Raw genomic sequence first — 20255 nt, forward strand, 5'->3', positions numbered from 1 at the left:
GGGCCCGTCAGACAATATGGATCACTCTGCCGGTGCTCTTTCAGCCAGAAGTTTGGCAAGGGGCGCTGACAGACCTGTCGGAATGACTTCGTATCCAGGCTCCTCGGGCTCGTCATCGACCATCTCGGCGGGAAAGCCCGGCGCAGAAACTTTCAGGCCCGTTGCTTCTTCAAGGCGGCGGATGATGTTGGGTGAAAGCTCACGCTCGCCGAAGCGTGCGATTCCGTCATTGAAGATTTCGAGCATCAGCGGGCTGATCTCCAGAGGAACATCATTTGCCTCGGCGATCTTTTGGAACAGGCCGATATCCTTTTTCACCAAGTCCATGGTGAAGGAAATGTCTCGTGACCCGTTCAGAATCACCTGACTTTCGGTCTCGTGTACGAAGGAGGTGCCGGACGAAATCTTCATCGCCTCGTAGGTCGTGTTCATGTCCATTCCGGCCGCCTTCATCGTCACCAATGCTTCGCAGCAAGTGAGCAGGTTCGCAGTGGCGAGGTAGTTCGTCATCACCTTAAGGATTGAAGCGCTGCCGATTTCGCCGGTGTGCAACACCCTGCGGCCAAGGGTCGTCAGGGTCGGGAGCATCCTTTCGAAGGTCGCCCGATCACAGCCGGCAAAGATCGAGATGTTTCCGGTATCTGCGCGGTGGCAGCCCCCGGACACCGGGCATTCCATAGCCGCCCCGCCACGCGCGATGACTTCATCGGCAAGCCGTCTGATTTCACCTGAGTCGGTTGTCGACATCTCCATCCAGATTTTGCTGCCATCGACAGCCGGCAGCATAGCCTCGACGACGGCTGCGGAAGCCGCTGGAGAAGGAAGGCAGGTGATTACCGCATCGCAGTCCTGCATCAGAGCGAGGGGACCAGACGTGGGTTTTGCGCCCCGTTCCACAAATTTCTCCACAAGGGACGGGTCGAGATCGTGTACGGTAAGATCGAAGCCGTTTCTTAGCAGGCTGCCGGCAAGTTTGCCGCCAACATTGCCAAGACCGACAAAGCCGATTTTCATGGAGGAATTATCCTTATTCTGGGACGTGGGGCGCTTTGAACCATTAGCCTGAGGCAATCATATCTCCCAGTAAAGCAACCGCATTGGGCCCATTGGGGCGGCTTCCATTGGCCATTCTTGCTGACCGATGCGGGGCGAGCCGAAATCGAATGCAAGAGGAGGAGGCATTGAGCACCGGACCGGATTATGCGGAACTCATAGATGAGGAGACGTGGGCATTGATTCAAAAGAGCGTAGACTTCTACCCACCCGGCGCCGCGGGCGAAGGCGCAATCGCGAACCGCGCACGCTATGACGAAATGTATCGAGCTTTCCGCAGGGGCCGCCCGGCCTGGTGTCCAGCCGAGACTGCACGCCGTGTGAAGTCCCCTGCCGGGTCTACGAAGCGGAAACGGAGAGTGGCAGGACACCGTATCTGCATGATGGCGGGGGAGTAGTTTGTTGCGAGGAGAGTCATGACGACACCTGTGCCGAGATTTTCCATCGGGTCGGCTTCCGTGTGGTGGCAATCGATTAACGGCCCGCCCCCGAACATCACCATCCGGCGGCTTCCGAGGATGCGCTGGCCATGAGTGAGGCGGTGCCGTGAGCCTTCGGCGGAAGTATGGTGCTGGTGGGGGATAGTGCGGGTGCAACGCTGCCCACGAGCATCCGCCACGTTTTGCGCGGACTGAGTGTGCCAATTTTGGGCCAGGTGCTGATTTACCTGTTCCTTGGCCCAGCATGGGGGACGGGCAACCGTATCACACGTGCCATCGCGCCTCCTATTCCGGACCCGGGGCTCGAGCCGCTGTCCGATACCGAATATTCGGGTTTGCCACGACCGTGGCTTTTGCGGCAGCGTGCGATCCACTTGCGGATGACGCTGGGCTCTATGCCGCGCGGATCATGGGATCCGGCGGTCGCGCACAGGCGAATATCAAGAGAGAGTCTTGTATACGGTTACCTTCGCGTGCGTGGATATGCCAGACGCGCCCGGTTGAGATTCGAGCGGATCATCCGGGCTATCGAAGTCCAATCAAGTGGCACCAGGCATGCCGCCAGGTAAACACTTGAGTTGGGCCTCCGTGAATGTTCCTGGGGATCGGAGTTGGCGGTCATGGGGTTGAAGAACTCATATCAGATCCCCGCGTTTTCCATGCGCCGGGCCGCCATCACTGTTTCAAGCCACCCAAGCTTCATCTCCGGAACGGACGCCAGCAACATTTCGGTGTAGTCGTCGAAGGGAGGCCTGAGCACCAGGGATTTCGGACCGTAGCGCACCACTTTGCCGCGATGCATGACAGCGATAGCGTCTGCGATTGCGCGCACCGTCGCGAGGTCATGAGTGATGAACATGTACGCCACGTTCTCCTGTTTCTGAAGGTCCAGGAGGAGGGTGAGGATGCCGTCCGCTACCAACGGGTCCAGCGCCGAGGTGACCTCGTCACAGATGATCAGGCGCGGTTTCGCAGCCAGGGCGCGTGCTATGCACACGCGCTGCTTCTGTCCGCCGGAGAGTTCGGCCGGGTATCGATCTGCGAAGTTCTTGCCCATCTCGATTTGATCGAGGAGCTCCTGCACGCGCCGGTGTTTCTCCTTGCCCCTAAGCCCGAAATAGAACTCGAGCGGCCGACCAATAATTGAGCCTACGGTCTGGCGAGGATTCATGGCGACATCCGCCATCTGATAGATCATCTGCAGTTCCCGCAGATCATCTCTCGTGCGAGCCTTCAGCGTCGGTGGCAATTCGCGTTCTGCGAAACTTATCCGCCCTGAATGCGGTGGCAGAAGTCCCGTGACGGCCCGCGCCAAGGTAGACTTTCCCGATCCGCTCTCGCCCACGACTGCGAGTGTCTGGCCTGGGGCGATGGCCACGCTGATATCCCTGAGGACGTCGCGATCCATTCCCGGGTATTGCGCCGACAGGTTTGATATCTCAAGCACGGGTTCGGCGGGTGGCTTACCCTCATGTACTATCGATCGGACGGATACGAGCGCGCGCGTGTAGGCCTCGCGCGGGGATTGGATGATCTGTTGCGTTTGGCCATGCTCGACCATCCTGCCATTCTGCAAAACCATGATCTCGTCCGCAACCTGAGCCACAACAGCGAGATCATGGGTGATATACAGAGCAGAAACACCAGTCTCACGGATCGCCCTCTTGATCGCGGCCAATACGTCGATCTGCGTTGTCACGTCGAGTGCGGTGGTTGGTTCGTCGAAGACCACGAGCGATGGACGCGGGCAAAGTGCCATCGCGGTCATCACGCGCTGCAACTGACCGCCCGAAACCTGATGCGGGTAGCGATTGCCTATGGACTCCGGGTTGGGCAAGCCAAGCTGACGGAAGAGGTCGATTGCGCGGGTCTCGGCCTCCGATCGGCTGGCAAGACCTCTACCCACGGTGGTTTCGATCACCTGATCCATAAGCCTGAGAGCCGGATTGAAGGCCGCCGCCGCGGATTGGGCAACATACGTCACTTCGCCGCCCCGGAGATTGCGGAGATCGCTCACACTTTCTTTCAGGATGTCCCGCCCGTTGAGAACGACCTCGCCACCTGTAATTCGCACCCCGCCGCGTCCGTAGGCCATCGCGGACAAGCCGATTGTCGATTTTCCGGCGCCGGATTCTCCGATCAGTCCCAGCACCTTGCCGCGCTGGAGCTTGAAGGAGACGCCGTGGACAATGGAGATGTCCTTTGGAGGTCCGTCATCGGGATAGACTTTCGCGCCGATCTTAAGATCACGGATGTCGAGAAGAATATCATCCATCGCGGCCTCCCTTGAGGCTTGTGGTGCGGTTGAGGATCCAGTCGGCTACCAAGTTCACCGAAATTGCTAGAGTAGCGATGGAGATGGCGGGGATCAGTGCCGCGGGAATTCCGTAGACTATCCCGTCCTTGTTTTCCTTCACGATGCCACCCCAATCGGCGAGCGGCGGCTGGACGCCCAGCCCGAGAAAAGACAGGGTCGAGATGAATAGCACCATGAAGATGAACCGCAGACCCATTTCCGCAACCATCGGGGAGAGCGCATTGGGCAGGATTTCGTGGAAGATAATCCATCTGCGTCCCTCTCCGCGCAGGCGCGCCGCCTCGACGAAATCCATTACGTTGATATCGACCGCGACGGCCCGGCTGAGCCGGAAAACGCGGGTGGAGTCCAGAAGGCCCATTACCATGATCAACACGAAGATCGTCACTGGCATCACGGAAAGAACTACGAGAGCGAAGATTAGCGCAGGGATAGACATGACGAGATCGATAAATCTCGAAAGGGCCTGATCGACCCAGCCGCCCATCACCGCCGCTGTCAGCCCGAGGAAAGCGCCGACGGAGAAGCTGAGAAGCGTTGCTGCGGTCGCGATCAGAATAGTGGTCTGGCCCCCGTAGATGAGCCGGCTCAGAAGGTCGCGCCCGATATTGTCCGTGCCCAGCCAGTGCTCTGGCGAAGCTGGCTCCCAGACGCCACCGACCACTTCAGCCATGCCGTAGGGGGCGATAAAGTCTGCGAAAATTGCGCTCAGAAAATAAACTGCCGTCAGGATGAGGCCGATGAAGGCTGAGATTGGAATGCCCCTCATTTCGGATGCCTCAAGCGTGGATTGGACAGGATGGAAACGATGTCAGCGATCATGTTCAACCCAATGTAGATCGCTGCAAACACAAGCCCGCACGCCTGCACCACCGGAACATCGCGCTTCGTGACGTGATCGACCAGATACTGTCCCATGCCCGGGAAGACGAAAACCACCTCGACCACGACGACACCGACAACGAGATAGGCGAGGTTGATCATCACTACATTGACCACCGGTGCGATGGCGTTGGGAAAGGCATGTCGCGCAATCACGGTAATGGGGCGGAGACCCTTGAGTTCGGCGGTTTCTATGTAGGCCGACTGCATTACATTCAGGATCGCCGCACGTGTCATTCGCATCATGTGGCCAAGGACCACCAGCACAAGCACGAGTGCGGGAATGGCGATGGCCTGCAGTCTGTCCCCGAAGGACATGCCGTCATGGATGGTGGAAACCGATGGAAAGATGCTGAATTTCACCGTCAGGTAGAACATGGCGATGTAGCTCAGCATGAACTCGGGAATCGAGACGGTGCTGAGAGTGACGGCAGAAATGAGCTTGTCGGGCCACTGGCCGCGGTAGCGCACAGCGATCACGCCCAGCAGAATAGCGAGCGGCACTGCGATCAGGGCAGCAGTGCAGGCAAGGAAGAGGGTGTTCGAGAGCCTACGGCCCATGGCATCGGCGATATCCTGACCGTTTGTCAGAGCGGTGCCGAGATCTCCGCGGAGCAGGCCAGCGAGCCAGTCGAAATAACGTGAGAGCGCAGGCTCGTTCAGGCCCAGTTCTGCCCGAAGGTTTGCGAGTGCCTGGGGGGTGGCACTTTGGCCAAGAATGGATTGTGCCACATCGCCCGGCAGGATTTCAGTTCCGAGAAAAATCAGCGCCGAGGCCGCAAGCAGGAGAAGGAGGCCCAGCGATATTCGCTGGGCCAGGAGGATAACAACCGGATGTCGCAACACGTTAGCCGGCCAACCATGTCTTGTGCGGTGCGAGACCATTCATGGTATCCTGGTTGCCGTCAGACACCCAGCCCTGGACATCGGTGCTTACCGCTTCAACGAAATCGTTAAACATCGGGCAGATCAGGCCACCCTCCTCATGCAGGATGGCGGCCATCTCGGCATAGAGTTCCGTGCGCCTTGCAGGGTCAAGTTCGGCCCGCGCCTCGAGCAGAAGTGCATCGAATTCCTCATTTTCGAAACGCGTGTCGTTCCAGTCCGCCGTGGAGAGGTAGGCCGTCGAATACATCTGATCCTGGACCGGACGCCCGCCCCAGTAAGAAGCGCAAAAAGGCTCCTTGTTCCAGACCTCGGACCAGTAGCCATCGTTCGGCACGCGCTGAACCTCGAGCGGAATGCCTGCTGCGGCTGCCGACTGTTGAAAGAGGGCGGCAGCGTCCACAGCTCCGGGAAAGGCCGCATCTGCGACCTTGAGCACGATCGGACTTCCGTCATGACCGGAGGCCTTGTAATGCTCCGCTGCCTTCTCGATGTCATATTGCCTCTGGGGCAGGCTTTCCGCGAAGAGCGGGTAGGCGGCGTTGACCGGAATGTCGTTCCCGATCGTGCCGAAGCCCTGGAGAATTTTATCGACCATCTCCTCGCGATTAATGGCGTATTTCAGAGCGAGCCGCAGATCCTTGTTGTCGAAGGGCGCGGTATTGCAGTGCATGATGAAAACGTAGTGTCCCCGGCCAGAGACATTCATGACGTCGATGTTCGGCGCACGTGACAGAAGGCTCGCGACCTTGGGTTCAACGAGGTTTGCAATATGCACCTGACCCGATTGCAGGGCTGCCATGCGCGCGGTGGCGTCATTGATAACGAGAAACTCCACGCCGTCATAGTGACCGCGCGTGTCATCCCAGTAATTTGCATGTTTCTCGAAGGTGTATCGCACTCCGGCCTCGTGTTCGACGATCTTGTATGCGCCCGCACCAATTCCGGCTGCCGGGTCATCGCGACCGCCGTTCGGCTGGATCTGCAGGTGATAGTCCGAGAGGAGGTAGGGAAGGTCGGCGTTGCCGGTCTCGAGTTCGATTACGACCCACTCGCCATCGACACTCATGGAGGAGATGCCCTGCATTATCCCTAGTGCACCGGACTGCGCATCTTCGTCGGAGTGGCGTTCAAGCGTGGCTACGACATCTTCCGGGGTGACCATCTCTCCGTTGTGAAACTCGACACCCTGACGAATTCTGAAACGCCAAGTCTTCGCGTCATCAGAACTCTCTATTTCTTCAGCAATCCGCAGATCGAGTTCGCCATCGGGGCTGACATCCACAAGCGGCTCGCCGAAGGTGCGCAATACGTGGAAGGTAACTGCATTTGCCGCTAGGGCCGGATCAAGACTGTCGGTGCTCTGACCGGCAGCAAGGCCCATCTTCAAAATTCCTCCCTTCACTGGTTCTTGTGCGCGGGCAGCGCGCGGCAACACGAGGCTTCCGCCTGCTGCGGCCCACGTGAGTACGGAGGCAGTTCGCAGGAAGGACCGGCGGCTGGGACCGGGCAATGTTGTCTTGCCCGTGAAGGCCTTCTCATCGTTGTTCATATCGTCTTTCCCTCTGCTCTGATCTCGCTTGAAGAGCTCAAGTGTGTCCCTGATCGCAACCGGCGCGGTCACGAAAGAATCCATTGCCCCACAAAACGGTTGGATTCTCAGATTTCGATCCTGAAGTTCGCATGCTCGCGATTTCTTGGGCAAAATGTGCGGAAACGGGTGCGTATGACAATGCTTATCTCAACAGCAGTCGTTTCATTGCAAGGTCAGGCCAAGCCTTCTGCATGGTCAATATCCCTGGGTAGCACAGATGAGGTCTCTATTCCGGAAGAATGCGAAGCCTCGGCCTAGTGCACCATTCGTAGATGCTGGTTACTGGCGGGTGGAACCAAAGGATTCGGCATATCAAGGGGACAGTAAAGCAATGTCATTTGGGCCATTGGGGCAGGCTGATTGTGGCCTGCCATTTGAAAAGGATGCGCGAAGACGACCGTGCGCGGCCACCTCGACGACCTTGCGGGCTCTCAGAAACGCAGCATGTCTTTCAGCCTGTGATTGGCTGTGCAACGATAAGAATTCGAAAGCCGTAGAAAGTCCTCGAACCAAACCGTGAATTGGAGAACAAGACGGCCAAGGTAAGTGAATCGATTGGCCGTGATGGATATCGCTATTACGGTGGAGTTACCCAAGCGGACTGGCAAAACTTTTTCTGCCAAGGGGTCCGCTAACATCGAAAATCGATGGTATGCAGGCCAATTAGATAACCTTAGGGAGGGTGGCGGACTGGGGAGGATTCGAACCCCCGACCCCTTGATTCGTAGTCAAGTGCTCTATCCAACTGAGCTACCAATCCGTTGAGCGGGGAGATAAACTCGAGTGCGGAGGCATGCAAGGCTAAAAAGGGGCATGGCCGCGAAAAAGTTTCAGCGATAGAGATTTGCCGTCTGGCGGCCTGATCAGGCTATGGAGTAGGGCAGCAGGCCACGGTTGGAGAGGTCCACGTTGAGCGGGCTTTCCATTGGAGGAACTGAGCGTTGCGGACAGGTCTTGCGCGCGCAGATCCGACAGGAAACGCCGATAGGCTGATAGGCCGCATCGTTCTTCAGATCGAGCCCGTCCGCGTAGACCAGAGATCCCGCATGTGCGATCTCGCATCCGAGACCGATGGCATACCGCCGAAGGGGCGCATGAAAGCTGCCGCCGGGCTTGACCACATCGCGTGCAAGGCAGAGGTAGCGGACGCCGTCCGGAGTCTCGGCCAACTGTCGCAGCAAACGACCCGGAGATTCGAACGCACTATGAACATTCCAGAGCGGACAGCCGCCCCCGAAGCGCGCAAACTGCAGGCGTGTGGCGGAGTGCCGCTTTGTGATAGTACCGGCCTGATCGACACGGACAAAGAAGAACGGCACGCCTTTCGCACCAATGCGCTGCAAGGTCGAGAGACGCTGCCCTACCTGTTCGATGGACGCCTCGAATTCACAGGACAATGCTTCCAAATCGTGTCGGAGGGACTGCGCGCGGTCGAGAAAATGGTCATAGGGTAGCATGGCTGCACCGGCGAAGTAGTTCGCGAGCCCGATCTTGCAGATGGCCCGTGCCGCCTCAGTCCCGAAGCGGGCCAGATCGAGGGTGGCCTCCAGAAGATCGTCATGTTCAAGCAAAGCAATCTGGTGGAGGATCTGAAAGGTCTGAGTTGAGGCCGGCGCATGCGACGCCAGAAAAAGGTTCGAACCCCGCGCATCGAACCGTCGCATCTCGACATCGGCGGAACTGCGGATTGAGATCCCGTGGTGCGTCTCGAGCCAGTTTGCGAGTGCGGAACGTCTGTCACCCGATGCCAGGCGGGAGGCAAAGCGCTCTGCTGCCCGGTCAATCGCATCGACGTAGTTGTCGCAATAGTGAAAGAAATCCCGCACCTCTTCCCACGGTAGGGGCGCCAAGGCGCTGTCTTCGCGGCCCAAGGCCTCGTTTATCTGGGCAAGCTGTTCCTGAGTCTGCCGGTGCGCGCGATGAAGTGCCAGGAAGGCATGGGCGAAGTTGGGTGCGTTGGACGCAACAAGCTGAACGTCTCCCAAGGGCGGTGCGGAATCAAAAACGGGGTCCGCAAGCGCCTCGCGCAAGTCGGCAATCATGCGTTCCGATGAGCCTTTCGACATCTCGGTCACATCAATGCCCAGTTCCTCCGCAAGCGAGAGCAGCACCCTTGCCGAGAGTGGTCTGTGGTTGTTCTCCATCTGGTTCAGATAAGAGAGCGATACGCCGAGCTTTGCCGCATAGTCCGCCTGCGTCAGCCCAAGGCGTGTTCGGATTTCGCGCAGCTTTACTCCTGCGTAAAGTTTTCTTGCCTGGCTCATGACTTCGCAGATTTGCAATTTGCAGATCGTGTTTGCAATACTATTTGCAAATCCGCCGAAGTTTTCTTGTATCGACCATCCCCCTCTGGCAATTAACCGCCACCGCAACAGGGGGGCGACCGGTGAAAGAGATCCTTGCTCAGCTCGAAGAGCGCAGAAACGAAGCGCGTCTCGGGGGCGGACAGCGCCGCATCGACAACCAGCATGCTAAGGGAAAGCTTACGGCTCGGGAGCGCATCGAAGTCCTTCTTGACGAAGGCAGCTTCGAAGAGTTCGACATGTTCAAGGCCCACCGTTGTCACGATTTCGGAATGGCTGAGCAGGCCTTTCCTGGCGACGGCGTGGTGACTGGCTGGGGTACCATAAATGGGCGGCAGGTCTACGTCTTCAGTCAGGATTTCACGGTCTTCGGCGGGTCTCTGTCCGAGACCCATGCCGAAAAGATCTGCAAGATCATGGATATGGCGGTCCAGAACGGCGCGCCGGTTATTGGTCTGAACGACTCGGGCGGCGCGCGCATTCAGGAGGGCGTGGCATCGCTCGCGGGCTATGCGGATGTGTTCCAGAGAAACATTATGGCCTCGGGATGCGTGCCTCAAATTTCGGTCATCATGGGCCCTTGTGCCGGCGGCGCGGTCTACAGCCCGGCCATGACCGATTTCATCTTCATGGTGCGCGACTCTTCCTACATGTTTGTGACCGGGCCCGATGTGGTGAAAACCGTCACCAATGAGGTGGTGACGGCTGAAGAACTAGGCGGCGCGAAAACCCATACATCCAAATCTTCTGTTGCAGATGGCGCCTTCGAGAATGACGTGGTGGCACTCGACCAAGTTCGCAGACTGGTAGACTTCCTGCCTCTCTCTAGCAGGGAAAAGCCTCCGATGCGCCCGTTCTTCGACCCGACAGACCGCATCGAGAACAGCTTGGATACGTTGGTGCCGCCGAACCCGAACACACCGTACGATATGAAGGAACTTATCCTGAAAGTCGCTGACGAAGGCGATTTCTTCGAGATCCAAGAGGATTTCGCCAAGAACATCCTGACCGGGTTCATTCGGCTTGAGGGTTCCACGGTTGGGGTGGTCGCGAACCAGCCTATGGTGCTCGCAGGCTGTCTGGATATCGATAGCGCCCGCAAGGCAGCGCGCTTCGTGCGCTTCTGTGACGCCTTCCAGATCCCGATCCTGACGTTCGTGGATGTGCCGGGATTCCTTCCCGGCACGAGCCAGGAATATGGCGGCATCATCAAACACGGCGCGAAACTGCTGTTCGCCTATGGCGAGGCCACGGTCCCCAAAGTGACAGTCATCACCCGAAAGGCCTATGGCGGAGCGTATGACGTCATGAGCTCGAAGCACATTCGCGGTGACATAAATTATGCTTGGCCCACGGCTGAGATCGCAGTGATGGGGGCAAAGGGCGCGGTCGAGATTCTCTATCGTTCCGAGCTCGGTGATGCCGACAAGATCGCAACGCGTACCAAGGACTATGAAGACCGTTTTGCCAATCCGTTTGTGGCAGCCGAACGCGGTTTCATCGACGAAGTCATCATGCCGCATTCGACACGCCGTAGAGTTGCTCGCGCTTTCGCCAGCCTGCGAACCAAGCAACTGACGAACCCTTACAAGAAGCATGACAACATCCCGCTCTAAGGCGGTCGGACGAAGCAAGGCCGGGGGATTTGGTTTGGACAAGGTACTGCTCATCACGGGCGCATCGAGCGGCATCGGTGCCGCAACCGCGCGGGCTGCGTCAGCGGCCGGATGGCGTGTCGGTCTCATGGCGAGGTCTCAAGGCAAGCTTGATGAGCTGGTGGCTGAACTGGGACAGGACAGGGCAATCGCGGTTGCAGCAGACGTCACATCCGCAGAGGCTCAGCATGATGCCATCGCCAAGGTAGTCGAACGTTTCGGTCGTCTGGATGCCGCTTTTGCCAACGCAGGTATGGGAACTTCCAGCAAGAGTGCTGAAACAGCAGATCTCGATGACTGGCGCGAACTTCTAGACGTAAATATCTGGGGATTGCTGGTTACAGCCAGAATAGTCCTGCCCGAACTGCGCAAGACAAAGGGCCACTTGCTGCTGACCGGCTCCCGAGCCGCAAAGATCGAGTTGAGCGGCTCTGTCTACGGAGCGACGAAGCATTTTGTCCACGGATTTGCAGCGAACCTGCTTGCGGAAATGCGGCCGTGGGGTGGGCGCTGCACGGTTCTGGCGCCCGGCATTGTGGATACGGCATTCTTTGATTCCCCAAAACCGGACGGTCTGAAGCCGGAAGACGTTGCCAATGCCGCCGTCTACGCACTCGAACAGCCTCCGCATGTTGCGATTGGCGAAGTTACCCTGATGCCGGTGCCGCAGTCATGAAGTCAATGCTTTCCCAAGGGTTGATTAGACAAGGCGTAGGGCGCGATCTATTTTGTGTGGTGTCACCGGATGGAAGACTTCGCGATGATACTCAAGCTCTGGATGTCTCTGCCCAAGCTGATCCGCTTCATGCTCACGCATATCGCAAACGGAATCGTCATCGGCTGTGTCTTTCTGTTGATTCTTATCCATTGGGATGTTGGTGGTCTCGGAACCGTGCTGGACAAGGACGAGAGTGGGTTGGCGACAGCTGTTCTATTCTTCCAGACTGCAATGACATTCGGGGCCGTTTCGATGGGGGTCGCGGTAATGAATCTCGGCGAGGACTGACCGATCCGGCGAGGGGAGTTCCCCCATGCTGAAGCATCGAGGTTTCCCTGGGCGGCTGCCAGGAACCGATCACCAGTTTACCATCAGGAGACCGAGCTCAACCGGAGCGACGCCAATCCGCGCGCGAGAACGCTACAAGGATCGTAGGCCGGTTGATCGGGCCGCTGATGAGGCGTTTATCGCGGCACTTTACGACCATTTTGGCGACGAAGCCTTCGTGCGCGGTAATCTGGACGCGGGTAGGTTGAGTTGGGTTTTTGGTCGGGAGGTCGTCCCGGCTGAAGAGCCGTTCGATCCGGAGAGCTATGACGCAATGTTGCGTCTCGACCTTGAGAAGGCGCGGGCAAATTTTCCTGATGCGTTCCCCGAGGACGAACGATTCTGATCAACGCCCCGCCAAGACGGGGCAAAAGGCCAGGCGAACCGACCCGGCTATTTAGGAGTGGGAAGATGCAACAGAAGGTCTGGATTCCTTTGGCGATCGCCGTGGCATTCTTTGTGGCAGCATGCAGTGGCGGGACCGCGCCGCCGCCGATGTCAGTCGCCGAGCGAAACGAAGTGACGGACAATTTCTTGGCGACAAGTCCGACCGTCTCCGGAGAAATTCCTGCGGCTGATAGCCCGACATCCCCCTGATACAGGCGCCCGCGAGGCAACTGGCCACAGAAAGATCCACGCAGCCCCAATGGGCCCGACTTTTCGAGCGAGGTGACATGTTCAAGAAGATCCTGATCGCGAACCGCGGTGAAATCGCATGCCGCGTGATCAAGTCGGCCCGGAAAATGGGCATCAAGACGGTCGCGGTCTATTCCGACGCGGACTCCGAGGCGCTTCACGTTAAGATGGCGGATGAGGCCGTTCATATTGGCCCGCCCCCAGCGAACCAGTCCTACATCGTGATCGACAAGATCCTCGATGCGATCCGCCAGACGGGCGCTGAAGCTGTTCATCCGGGTTACGGTTTTCTCTCGGAGAGAGCCGAATTCGCGGAAGCTCTCGACAAGATGGGTGTCGCCTTTATTGGGCCTCCTGTTGGAGCCATCGAAGCAATGGGCGACAAGATCACGTCGAAAAAGCTCGCGGCAGAAGCAAACGTCAGCACGGTTCCGGGCTTCATGGGGCTGATCGATGACGCGGATCATGCGGTCAAGATTGCATCCGAAATCGGATATCCGGTGATGATCAAGGCTTCCGCCGGAGGCGGTGGTAAGGGGATGCGTATTGCCTGGAACGACGAAGAGGCTCGCGAGGGTTTCGAACGCTCCAAGTCCGAAGCAGCCAGTTCCTTTGGTGACGACAGGATCTTCATCGAGAAGTTCGTCACGCAGCCGCGGCATATCGAAATTCAGGTTCTGGGCGACAAGCACGGCAACTGCATCTACCTGAACGAGCGCGAGTGCTCGATCCAGCGACGGAACCAGAAGGTGATCGAGGAAGCCCCCTCACCGTTTCTCGACGAGGAGACGCGCAAGGCCATGGGCGAACAGGCGGTCGCATTGGCCAAGGCTGTCGACTACTGTTCGGCCGGAACCGTCGAGTTCATCGTCGATGGTGACAGGAACTTCTACTTCCTCGAGATGAATACGCGCTTGCAGGTGGAACATCCTGTTACAGAGCTTATCACCGGCATTGATCTCGTGGAACAGATGATCCGTGTAGCTGCAGGCGAGAAGCTTTCTATCGCGCAGACTGATGTGAGCATCAATGGATGGGCGATAGAAAGCAGGCTCTATGCCGAAGATCCCTACCGCAATTTCCTGCCCTCTATTGGGCGGCTCACTCGCTATCGCCCCCCGGAAGAGGTGGCCACGGACATTGTCGCCGTGCGGAACGATACGGGCGTGTTCGAAGGCGGCGAGATCTCGATGTATTACGACCCGATGATTGCCAAGCTCTGCACCTGGGCACCAGATCGGGGTGCGGCAATCGAGGCCATGCGGAATGCGCTCGATTCCTTCGAGGTGGAGGGGATCGGACACAACCTTCCGTTCCTGTCCGCGGTCATGGACCATCCCCGTTTCATTTCCGGTGAAATTACCACGGCGTTCATTGCCGAGGAGTATCCGGAGGGATTTGCTGGTGCTACGCTGTCTGCGGAAACCCTGAAGAAACTCGCAGCGCTTGCCGCCCATCTCAATTATGTAAAAGAGCAGCGCGCAACGCAGATCTCGGGGGCAATGGCGTATCACCAACGGAAGCTCGGAGCCGAATGGAGTATTCTGCTCGACAAGGTCGAGCACCGGGTGAAGATTAACCCCGAGAGGGGAGAGAGCGACGTCTATTTTGACGACGGGTCCATGATCCAAGTCTGTTGCGACTGGGTGCCTGGGCATTTAATTGCGCACGCAACCCTTGATGGCGAGCCGCTGATCGCAAAGGTGCAGCTCATGCCGGGCTATATCCGGATGCGACACCGTGGCGCCGATATCAAGGTGAGGGCCTACACGCCACGCCACTCCGAGCTTGCCGCGTTGATGCCCGAAAAGCTTCCGCCGGACACCTCGAAGATGCTGCTTTGCCCGATGCCGGGGCTAGTGGTTTCGATCAACGTCAAGCCGGGAGACGAGGTCTTCGACGGGCAGGCGCTTTGCACGGTTGAGGCAATGAAAATGGAGAACGTTCTGCGCGCCGAGCGGAAAGCGGTGGTCTCCAAGATTCTTGCAGAGCCGGGCGCAAGTCTTGCGGTCGATGAAGTTATCATGGAGTTCGAATAGGGTGCCGTGGTCCGTCGGCATACCCGCACCCCACGCCGGTCGGTCATCCGGCGGTGGGGGAGGCGGCGCAACCGAGGGGAGCGGAAGCGCCGCGTATCATCGGGGTCGATGGACGAAAAGAGGCGCCCTGCCGGACACACCGACCGCGGGGTTTGGTGTGTCCGGCTGCGGACAGGGTAACTCTTACTATGGCCGGAAAGACCCTGCTTCCTGTCGGCGTGACGGCAATCGATCAATGAGGTTGATAATTTCGCGGGCTGTGGTGGGGGCAGGACGCCGCTGCACCACCGAGCCGTCCTTGTCTATGATAACCATGCCGAAACCGCGGGGACGAAGTTCTTGGCGAAGTGCCCCTCGGGCTTTGGGATCCGTGTCGACGAGAATCTCGACATCCCGGTCCTCAAGTTCGCCCCGGCGTTCTGAAAGCCATTCCATCTGCTGCTGGAAGCGGGGATCGTTCTGCGTATCTGCAAACACAACGACCGGGCGGGCGATCCAGAGAAGATCGCCGAGTGACGGCTGCTCCGCGGCGTCTGTGACGCTTTCGACGCCAACCGCCGCAACTTGTGCCATTTCCGTCCAGCCATCCTGGTCGGTCGCCGCGGAAACCGGAAATGCGACGCCAAAAGCCGCGACTATCAAACCACCGAGAATGCGCATCATGAACTCCTTCCCCTCTAGATTTAGTCGGAATTCGTCAGGATGCGAGAAGGAATTTTCAGAAACGACCGAAGCGGCATTTGGGGGGAATCCACCGCTTCGGAAGCCGCGAGGAATGACGCCATGAGCAAGCCTGATATCGCGAAATGGGAAGCGCTGGCCGAGAAGGAACTGAAGGCGCGAAGCCTTGAGGACCTGAAATGGAAAACGCTGGAGGGCATCGAGGTCAAACCGCTCTATACGAGCGCCGATACCGCGGAAATGGAGGAAACTCTGCCTGGTGTCGCTCCATTCACCCGGGGCGTCCGCGCCACGATGTATGCTGGCCGGCCCTGGACGATCCGGCAATATGCGGGCTTCTCGACAGCCGAGGAGTCCAATGCTTTTTACCGTAAGGCACTTGCTGCAGGACAGCAGGGCGTATCGGTCGCGTTCGATCTCGCAACGCACCGTGGATACGACAGCGATCACGAGCGGGTCGTGGGCGATGTTGGCAAGGCCGGCGTGGCGATCGACTCGGTCGAAGACATGAAGATCCTGTTCGACGGCATTCCGCTCGATCAGGTCTCCGTCTCCATGACCATGAACGGCGCCGTCATTCCAACCTTGGCGAACTTCATCGTGACCGGTGAAGAGCAGGGACACGATCGCAGCGTGTTGTCTGGCACGATCCAGAACGACATCCTCAAGGAGTTCATGGTCCGCAATACCTATATCTACCCGCCCGAGCCTTCGATGCGGATCATTGCGGATATCATCGAATACACTTCAAATGAGATGCCGCGCTTCAATTCAATCTCGATTTCCGGCTACCATATGCAAGAGGCCGGTGCGAACCTCGTCCAGGAATTGGCCTATACCCTCGCGGACGGGCGAGAGTATGTCCGGACAGCCATGGCCGCCGGGATGGATATCGACAAGTTCGCGGGAAGGTTGAGTTTCTTCTTTGCCATCGGCATGAACTTTTTCATGGAGGCTGCCAAACTGCGCGCGGCAAGGCTGCTTTGGGATCGGATCATGACCGATCTCGGCGCGCAGAATGCCCGCTCCAAGATGCTACGCACCCATTGCCAGACCAGCGGAGTGAGCCTTCAGGAGCAGGATCCCTACAACAACGTCATTCGGACGGCCTACGAAGCTATGAGTGCCGTGCTCGGCGGAACTCAATCGCTCCATACCAATGCGCTTGACGAGGCGATCGCCTTGCCCACGGAGTTCTCGGCCCGTATCGCCCGAAATACTCAGCTCATTCTCCAGGAAGAGACCGGTGTAACGAAGGTCGTGGATCCGTTGGCCGGTTCCTACTATGTCGAGGCGCTTACGAAGGAACTGGCCGACAAAGCGTGGGAACTCATCGAGGAAGTCGAGGAGATGGGTGGCATGACCAAAGCCGTGGCGAGCGGCATGCCCAAGCTCCGCATCGAGGAAACGGCAGCCCGGCGGCAGGCGCTGATCGACCGCGGCGATGATGTTATAGTTGGGGTGAACAAATACCGTCTCAGTGCAGAAGACCCCATCGACATCCTCGATATTGACAATGCCAAGGTGCGCGAGAGCCAGATTGCGCGCATCGAAAGGGTGCGGGCCTCGCGCGATGCGGGCGCCTGCGAAGCCGCATTGAATGAACTCACGCGCCGCGCATCCGAGGGGGGCAACCTGCTCGAAGCCGCGGTCGAAGCGGCGCGGGCGCGCGCCACGGTCGGAGAGATCTCGATGGCAATGGAGAAGGTATTCGGACGGCACAGGGCCGAGGTCAAGACGCTCGCGGGTGTCTATGGTGCGGCCTATGAGGGCGATGAGGGCTTTGAGGCCATCCAGAAGGATGTCGAGGCCTTTGCGGATGAGGAAGGGCGGCGACCGAGAATGCTGGTCGTCAAGATGGGTCAGGATGGCCATGATCGCGGAGCCAAGGTCATCGCCACAGCGTTCGCCGATATTGGTTTCGATGTGGATGTGGGGCCATTGTTCCAGACGCCGGAAGAGGCAGCTCAGGATGCAGTAGATAATGATGTCCACGTCATCGGCATTTCCAGCCAGGCAGCGGGTCACAAAACTCTTGCGCCCAAGCTCATCGAGGCCCTGAAGGCAAACGGGGCAGGCGATATCCTAGTGATTTGTGGCGGCGTTATTCCGCAGCAGGACTATGATTATCTGAAGAGTGCAGGGGTCAGTGCGATCTTCGGTCCCGGCACCAATATTCCGGACGCGGCACGCGACATTCTGGACCTCATCCGAGCGGCCCGATCCAAGACTGCCGCGGAATAAAGTTCCGTACGGTCTGAGATGATTGAGATCATGGCGGAGGCCCGAGGCTTGGGGTTTCCTCCGCAAGAAAGTGCCGGATCCGCCAGCAATCGACACGACGCTGGCGGCAGGAGCGGCTGTGAGCTAAGCAGCAACAACTGCAACAGCTTCGGGGAACTTAGGGATGGAAAACGGCACGAAGGAAAGTGTGCGGCAGGCGGCGCTCAATTATCATGCGTTGCCAAAGCCCGGCAAGCTCGAGATCCGTGCGACCAAGCCGCTCGCCAATCAGCACGACCTGTCTCGCGCCTACAGCCCCGGTGTCGCGGAGGCATGTCTCGAAATTCAGTCCGACCCGGTATCGGCGGCAAAATACACCGCCCGGGGCAATCTAGTTGCCGTGGTCTCGAACGGCTCCGCGGTTCTCGGCCTGGGAAATATCGGCGCGCTGGCATCCAAGCCGGTAATGGAGGGCAAGGCGGTTCTCTTCAAGAAGTTCGCCAACATTGACTGCTTCGACATCGAGGTGGATCAGAAGGACCCGGAGAAGTTGGCCGAGATCGTCTGCGCGCTAGAGCCTTCGTTCGGTGCGATCAATCTCGAAGACATCAAGGCTCCTGATTGCTTTGTTGTCGAGCGGCTGTGCCGCGAGAGAATGAACATTCCCGTTTTCCACGACGATCAGCACGGTACGGCGATCGTTGTCGGTGCGGCGGCGACCAACGCCTTGAAACTGGTCGGCAAAAAGTTCGAGGACATAAAGATCGTCTCGACCGGAGGCGGCGCCGCAGGCATCGCATGCCTAAACATGCTGCTGAAACTTGGTGCGAAACGAGAGAATGTTTGGCTGTGCGACATCCATGGACTGGTCCACGAAGGCCGGGAAGTCGACATGAACCCGGAAAAAGCGGCCTATGCGCAGAATTCGGACCTGCGCACGCTGGATGACGTGATCGATGGAGCGGATCTCTTCCTCGGGCTGTCAGGTCCAAACGTGCTCAAGCCGGAAATGGTTGCAAAGATGGTCGATGAGCCGATCATTTTTGCCCTCGCCAACCCAAATCCCGAAATTGATCCGCAAGCCGCGCGCGCGGTGAACCACAAAGCCATCATCGCTACCGGTCGCTCGGACTATCCGAACCAGGTGAACAATGTCCTGTGCTTCCCGTTCATCTTCCGCGGAGCGCTCGATGTCGGTGCAACTGAGATCAACGATGCCATGCAGATTGCCTGCGTGGAAGGAATTGCCGAACTCGCCCGCGTTTCATCCTCTGCCGAAGCCGCGGCGGCCTATCAGGGAGAACGGCTCGTCTTCGGGCGCAACTACCTGATCCCAAAACCATTTGATGTGCGCCTGCTGGCAATTGTTGCGGGTGCCGTGGCGAAGGCTGCCATGGCAAGCGGGGTTGCCGAGCGGCCCGTCGAAGACATTGAGGCCTACAAGGAAAGTCTCAACCAGTCTGTCTACCGGACCGCGCTCATCATGCGGCCTGTTTTCGATGCAGCCAGCCAAGGTGTCCGGCGGATCGTCTTCGCAGAAGGTGAGGATGAACGCGTGCTTCGTGCGGTTCAGGGCATGCGTGAGAACGGTGTGGATCGACCAATCCTGATCGGCCGACCGGACGTGATCGAGTCGCGCTGTGAACGCGAAGCCATTCCAATCAAAGTGGATCGTGATTTCGAGGTGGTGAACCCTGAACACGACCCTCGGTTCCGAGAGTATTGGGAGACCTATCACGCTCACCTTCAGCGTCGTGGCATCACACCCGATCTGGCTAAGGCAATCATGCGGACCAACACCACAGCGATCGCCTCGGTCATGGTACACCGGGGTGAGGCAGACAGCTTGATCTGCGGCACCTTCGGTCTCTATCTCTGGCACCTCAAATATGTGCGGGAAATGCTGGCAGATCGGCATCTGAAGCCCGTCGGGGCGCTTTCGCTGATGATCACGGAGCGGGGCCCGATTTTCGTATCTGATACGCATGTGCATCCAGAGCCGACGGCCGAGCATATTGCCGAGACCACGATCGCGACCGCACGGCATGTTCGCCGTTTCGGTCTGGAACCGCAGATCGCGCTTTGCTCCCATTCGCAATTCGGCAACCTGGATACGGATTCAGGACGTCGCATGCGCGAGGCCCTGGAAATTCTCGACGATCACGATCTCGATTTTGTTTACGAGGGAGAAATGCATTCGGATGCCGCGCTAGAGGCATCTCTGCGCGAGCGCATTTTCCCAAATTCCCGGCTCAAAGGGGCGGCCAACGCACTCGTTTTCGCAAACACCGACGCTGCGAGTGCCGTGCGAAACATCATGAAAGTGGTGGCCAATGGCCTCGAAGTCGGCCCGATCCTCATGGGTATGGGCAACAAGGCGCATATCGTCACGCCATCAATCACGGCGCGCGGACTGCTCAACATCGCTGCGCTCGCGGGCGCTCCGGTGCAATCATATGGATAGCCGAAGCGGCAGATAGGCCGCAGCGGCTGAACGCGAAA

At 58.4% G+C, this 20255-nt stretch carries 15 protein-coding genes and 1 tRNA gene; 8 read left to right on the forward strand and 8 right to left on the reverse strand.

All coding sequences use genetic code 11. From position 1 onward, the window contains the following. Window positions 1-21: 21 nt before the first annotated feature. The 7 genes from ACP15W_RS03140 to ACP15W_RS03170 all read right to left on the reverse strand — a co-directional run bounded on the left by ACP15W_RS03140 (window position 22) and on the right by ACP15W_RS03170 (window position 9435). Window positions 22-1014 (reverse strand): NAD(P)-dependent oxidoreductase, encoded by a 993-nt coding sequence (locus ACP15W_RS03140; protein ID WP_424931605.1) that lies wholly within the window; start codon window positions 1012-1014, stop codon window positions 22-24. A gap of 1119 nt (window positions 1015-2133) precedes the next feature. Beyond that, window positions 2134-3768, reverse strand: coding sequence for an ABC transporter ATP-binding protein (locus tag ACP15W_RS03145; protein ID WP_424931368.1), 1635 nt, complete (start codon window positions 3766-3768; stop codon window positions 2134-2136). After that, window positions 3761-4579 carry an ABC transporter permease gene (locus tag ACP15W_RS03150; RefSeq protein ID WP_424931369.1) on the reverse strand — a complete coding sequence of 273 codons (819 nt, stop codon included), beginning with the start codon at window positions 4577-4579 and terminating at the stop codon, window positions 3761-3763. Before ACP15W_RS03150 ends, ACP15W_RS03145 begins: the two co-directional genes overlap by 8 nt. Next, window positions 4576-5577, reverse strand: a complete 1002-nt coding sequence (locus ACP15W_RS03155) for an ABC transporter permease (protein ID WP_424931370.1) — start codon at window positions 5575-5577, stop codon at window positions 4576-4578. Before ACP15W_RS03155 ends, ACP15W_RS03150 begins: the two co-directional genes overlap by 4 nt. Then, on the reverse strand, window positions 5540-7129 hold the full coding sequence (locus tag ACP15W_RS03160) for an ABC transporter substrate-binding protein (protein ID WP_424931371.1): 1590 nt from the start codon (window positions 7127-7129) through the stop codon (window positions 5540-5542). The genes ACP15W_RS03155 and ACP15W_RS03160 overlap by 38 nt, the downstream gene beginning before the upstream one ends. A gap of 725 nt (window positions 7130-7854) precedes the next feature. Continuing rightward, a tRNA-Arg gene (locus tag ACP15W_RS03165) sits at window positions 7855-7931 on the reverse strand. A gap of 103 nt (window positions 7932-8034) precedes the next feature. After that, a complete protein-coding gene (locus ACP15W_RS03170; RefSeq protein ID WP_424931372.1) occupies window positions 8035-9435 on the reverse strand; it encodes a helix-turn-helix domain-containing protein in 1401 nt (466 codons plus the stop codon). Window positions 9436-9557: 122 nt separating this feature from the next. Between ACP15W_RS03170 and ACP15W_RS03175 the strand changes: the two genes are divergently transcribed. The 6 genes from ACP15W_RS03175 (at window position 9558) to ACP15W_RS03200 (ending at window position 14849) form a co-directional block, all read left to right on the forward strand. Further along, entirely contained in the window at window positions 9558-11090 is a 1533-nt protein-coding gene (locus tag ACP15W_RS03175) for an acyl-CoA carboxylase subunit beta (protein WP_424931606.1), read from the forward strand. A 34-nt stretch (window positions 11091-11124) separates the two neighbouring features. Then, window positions 11125-11805, forward strand: a complete 681-nt coding sequence (locus ACP15W_RS03180) for an SDR family oxidoreductase (protein WP_424931373.1) — start codon at window positions 11125-11127, stop codon at window positions 11803-11805. Window positions 11806-11889: 84 nt separating this feature from the next. Beyond that, window positions 11890-12135 (forward strand): hypothetical protein, encoded by a 246-nt coding sequence (locus tag ACP15W_RS03185; protein WP_424931374.1) that lies wholly within the window; start codon window positions 11890-11892, stop codon window positions 12133-12135. Between the two features lie 25 nt (window positions 12136-12160). Next, entirely contained in the window at window positions 12161-12520 is a 360-nt protein-coding gene (locus tag ACP15W_RS03190; protein ID WP_424931375.1) for a hypothetical protein, read from the forward strand. 65 nt (window positions 12521-12585) lie between these two features. After that, the gene (locus ACP15W_RS03195; RefSeq protein WP_424931376.1) at window positions 12586-12771 is read left to right on the forward strand and encodes a hypothetical protein; all 186 of its coding nucleotides are present in this window, start codon (window positions 12586-12588) and stop codon (window positions 12769-12771) included. A 77-nt stretch (window positions 12772-12848) separates the two neighbouring features. After that, window positions 12849-14849: an acetyl-CoA carboxylase biotin carboxylase subunit gene (locus tag ACP15W_RS03200; protein ID WP_424931377.1), complete on the forward strand. Its 2001-nt coding sequence runs from the start codon at window positions 12849-12851 to the stop codon at window positions 14847-14849. Window positions 14850-15035: 186 nt separating this feature from the next. Here the strand turns inward: ACP15W_RS03200 and ACP15W_RS03205 are convergent, their stop codons facing one another. After that, entirely contained in the window at window positions 15036-15512 is a 477-nt protein-coding gene (locus tag ACP15W_RS03205) for a DUF4174 domain-containing protein (protein ID WP_424931378.1), read from the reverse strand. A gap of 120 nt (window positions 15513-15632) precedes the next feature. Between ACP15W_RS03205 and scpA the strand changes: the two genes are divergently transcribed. Next, a complete protein-coding gene (gene scpA / locus ACP15W_RS03210) occupies window positions 15633-17774 on the forward strand; it encodes a methylmalonyl-CoA mutase (protein ID WP_424931379.1) in 2142 nt (713 codons plus the stop codon). A 163-nt stretch (window positions 17775-17937) separates the two neighbouring features. Next, on the forward strand, window positions 17938-20217 hold the full coding sequence (locus tag ACP15W_RS03215; protein ID WP_424931380.1) for an NADP-dependent malic enzyme: 2280 nt from the start codon (window positions 17938-17940) through the stop codon (window positions 20215-20217). Window positions 20218-20255: the final 38 nt, after the last annotated feature.

It is taken from the genome of Amaricoccus macauensis, assembly GCF_049800915.1.
GTDB classification, from domain to species: Bacteria; Pseudomonadota; Alphaproteobacteria; order Rhodobacterales; family Rhodobacteraceae; genus Amaricoccus; species Amaricoccus macauensis_A.